This window comes from Bacillus sp. GMs2/2, assembly GCF_050172095.1.
Classification (GTDB): Bacteria; Bacillota; Bacilli; order Bacillales; family Bacillaceae_G; genus Bacillus_A; species Bacillus_A cereus.
Map to the genome: position 1 here is coordinate 1 of NZ_JBNLYE010000357.1, position 3,956 is coordinate 3,956.

Sequence of the window (3,956 nt, forward strand, 5' to 3'; positions counted from 1 at the left end):
AAGAGGTAATGAACGAAATTGAAAACGAATCTCATTTACATTTTGATTATACAACAAATAAAAAAAGAAATGTCGCTCATTCAACATTTCTTTAGACTTTCTTCATAAAAAATTTACATTGCTAACATTCCCTCATTTTCTATCCTTCCTATATAAGCTAACCGCTGAAATAGTTAGTAATACAACTATGCATAACCACGCATACGTATATCCCTTCTTATCTACAATATAACCAAATAAAGCAGGCGCAGCAATAATGGCAATTTGATTTAATGTAAGTGCAAAACTCACTGTCATCCCTACCGATTCTTCACTTGCTGATTCCGCAACTTCAGTTATGAAAAGGCTAAACCATCCAATTGCAAAGAACCCTAACAATGCACTTACACCATACAATACATTCGTTATTGTATGTATGCTCATTACTAATATTAGAATGAAGAAAATAGAAATACAAACAGTTATAAATAAGAGGTTACGCCTATTCTCCTTATAAAATAAATCACTAGTAGCTGCTAATATAACCCTACCAACCATTCCAGAAAAGAACATAACGGAAAATACTTTTCCAGCTAAAATTGGCGTGATTGATTGTTCCAATACTAAAAATTTTATAAAGTGCGCAACTAACACCATTTGCAATGAAATCATACAAATGCCAGTTATATAAATTGCATATAACTCTTTTTTACACATCACTTCTTTTAACTGCATCCAAAAAGAAAGTTTACTACGTGCTTGTTTAACTTTCTCTTGAATATATGGTTCCTTATAAAATATAAAAAATAAAAACCCTCCAATTATACAAATACATGCAATACTATTTACCGCATAGGCCATATTATATTTTATTGTAAGAAACGGGATCAATACTCCCGCTAATGTACCACCAATCGGTATACCGGCTTGTCTAATCCCCATCGCTAACCCGCGATTTTCTTTTGAGAACCACTTCATTATCACCTTACTTCCTCCTGGCTGCGAAACACTATAAAACGTTCCTACTAATAAAAGTACAAAGAGTAACCCATTAAATCCATTGACCATATTAGTCAGTAAAAACGAACCTCCTAGTAAAAATGAACTTATCGAAATTAACAACTTTTCATTGTATTGATCAAGTAGCCGCCCGACAAAAAGCATACAAAATAGCGGTCCCATATTTATAACACTTACTAACAATCCAATCTCCGTATTCGTAAGTGCATATTCTTCTTTCCAAAATAAAGCAAACGCTCCAACACCATACGTGATAAGTGTCGCTGTTGTTTGAGCAACCGTCGCAAAAATTAACATAACCCACTTATAAGTACTATTCACCCTTTCTTCCATTAACACAATAATCCCTCCATCCCCTTCCATTGTATGAAAGTTCTGATATCATATAAAATAAAGATTTATCATGTGATCCATCAAAAAAAATGATACCTTTTATGGAGGGATGATACTTGGATATAAAAGATTTAACTATATTTTACGAAGTTGCGAAAGAAAAAAACATATCTCACGCAGCTAAAAATTTAAACTATGTACAGTCTGGCGTAACAATGCGTATGAAACAACTAGAAAACGAATTAGGTGTGCCTTTATTTTACCGAAACGGAAAAGGTGTAACTTTAACTTCTAACGGTGAGATTTTATTAACATATGCCAAACAAATTATCCACCTAATGGATCAATCTGTTAAAGCAGTTCAAAGTAATGGGATCGAACCAAGAGGCACTTTAAAAATTGGATGTACAGAATCTACAACCGCTGTAAGACTTCCATCTATATTAACGGCCTATTATGAAAAATATCCAAAAATCGAATTGATTTTAGAATCAAATACGACAGAACAATTGATTAGGCTTGTACTAGAACGAAAACTGGATGGAGCGTTTATAGCTGGCTCTACTCAGCATGCCGAACTTCATACAAATATATTTCGTGAAGAAGAATTAGTTCTCATTAGCAAAAAGCCTTTATCTTCCTTTAAAGACATAGGAGACATGAATTTACTTGCATTTAGTCACGGGTGCTATTATAGAAATTTATTAGAAGATTGGCTTCAAGAAGAAGGAATTTCACCTAAGCGAGTATTTGAGTTTGGAACAATTGAAGCGATACTCGCATGTGTAAAATCAGGTATGGGCATAGCAATTATGATGAAGCCTATTTTAAATGGTCATCAACATGACGTATCATTCAACCCATTACCAAATAGCTTCAAAAAAGTTCCTACTACTTTTATTACTAGAAAAGATATATATCACTCTGCTGCATTACAAAAATTTATGGAGATGACTCACAATGCGTGAAAAGAAAATACGTGGTATGAAACGAAAAACAAACACTATGATAAAGCGAATTGAGGACCATACAAAAACGTTCCCTTCTACTTTCTATAACGATGAATATTGGAATATGCTATTGCCAGTTTCGCAAGCTTTTATTGACTCTCGTAAAACACCTAGAAAAGTAAAACGGTTATGTATTCAAACCTTATTAAATCAAGCAAATCATTTAATAAATATGAAACCGAGCGATACACATACATATCGAGTTGTTGTTTTGATTTCTATAAATAATTTGTGGGATTCGCAAATCATTATATTTAAAAATGAGGACTACTTTCATAATTTCTTTAATAGAGATAGTGAATTTCAAAAATGGATTCTTCTTTCAAATGAAATTGATTTTTGGGAGACATGGGAAATTTCAGTTTGTCATTCCTTCAAAACGCTTCACTTTCAAGAAATTATTTATGATGCAGATGAATGCTATGAAAAAGAGATTACGTTTATCGGGGAGTTAAATTAAAAAGGGTATACCTAAAACACTGGTATACCCTTTTCCACTTATTTTTCCTTTAATACACTATGTAATCGATCCGGATAATTTGTAAACATTCCTGTAGCACCCCATTTGATTAACAGTCTCATATCGGGTTTCTCATTAATTGTATAAGGGTGAATTAACAGTCCATTTTTCCTAGCCATTTTCATATATGACTCATCAATAATTAGTTCTCCGTTATCATTACGTAAGTTTGGTCCAATACCAGCTGCATACTTTTTAATTTCTTGAAAATCATCATTTGTTACACTTTTCGGTTCATGTGTAATACCAGACCATTCAACAATTTCATTGTTTTCATTTGGATAATACCAAAGCAATTGAACTAACGGAATATTTTCATTCATACTATGAATCTTTTTCAAACTATCTTTACTAAATGATTGAATCATAACACGGCTAGAAGACATGTTTTGGCCTACTAAATTATATTTTTGTAACAACGCCAACAATTTCTCTTCCATTCCTGGATACACATCTGGTGATTTTGTTTCAATATAATACTTCATACTTCTTCCATACTTTTGGAAGATTTCTTCAAGAGTTGGAACCTTTTGCCCAACATACTCTTGCTTAGCCTTTTCTGGATACGCTTTATTAAACCATGATCCAGCATCTAAACTCTTTATTTCGCTTAACGTTTTATCTCGTACTTCGCCTGTTCCATTTGTAGTGCGATCAACTGCTGTATCATGCATTGCAATTAATTGGCCATCCTTTGTTAATTGAATATCTAACTCTAAATAATCCGCTTTCATTTTTTTAACTAAATCATAAGAAGCAAAAGTATGCTCAGGTGCATGTCCACTTGCTCCGCGATGTGCAATATTTAAAAGCTTATTCGTATTCCATTCATGCTTCCCTTCTGCTTTCGCATGAACAGCTCCCCCAACAAAGATACTTCCCGTCATAAAGAAAATAACTAAAACGCTAATAATCTTTCTCATCCTTCTAATCCTTCCTACGTTGCAAATTTCAACAAGCTAATGAGATTTACACGAAATAGAAGACACACTTTCATTATTTTTATAAACCTATATTAAAATTCCAATCTTACAAATGTTTTCTATATTATTAATATAGAAAACTAGTATTATCCTATTTAATTTCTATAGCCC

Annotated in this window: 4 protein-coding genes; 2 read left to right on the plus strand and 2 right to left on the minus strand. The window is 32.7% G+C overall.

Annotated features, from left to right (window positions below):
- Positions 1-132: 132 nt before the first annotated feature.
- On the minus strand, positions 133-1,362 hold the full coding sequence (locus tag ACQGS6_RS24180) for an MFS transporter (protein ID WP_221818613.1): 1,230 nt from the start codon (positions 1,360-1,362) through the stop codon (positions 133-135).
- 86 nt (positions 1,363-1,448) lie between these two features.
- Between ACQGS6_RS24180 and ACQGS6_RS24185 the strand changes: the two genes are divergently transcribed.
- The gene (locus ACQGS6_RS24185; protein ID WP_025966617.1) at positions 1,449-2,300 is read left to right on the plus strand and encodes a LysR family transcriptional regulator; all 852 of its coding nucleotides are present in this window, start codon (positions 1,449-1,451) and stop codon (positions 2,298-2,300) included.
- Complete coding sequence (locus ACQGS6_RS24190; protein WP_025966616.1) at positions 2,293-2,802, plus strand: DUF3916 domain-containing protein; 510 nt, start codon at positions 2,293-2,295, stop codon at positions 2,800-2,802. The genes ACQGS6_RS24185 and ACQGS6_RS24190 overlap by 8 nt, the downstream gene beginning before the upstream one ends.
- Before the next feature lie 38 nt (positions 2,803-2,840).
- Here ACQGS6_RS24190 and ACQGS6_RS24195 read toward each other — a convergent pair whose 3' ends face one another.
- Complete coding sequence (locus tag ACQGS6_RS24195; protein ID WP_001226363.1) at positions 2,841-3,785, minus strand: glycerophosphodiester phosphodiesterase; 945 nt, start codon at positions 3,783-3,785, stop codon at positions 2,841-2,843.
- Positions 3,786-3,956: the final 171 nt, after the last annotated feature.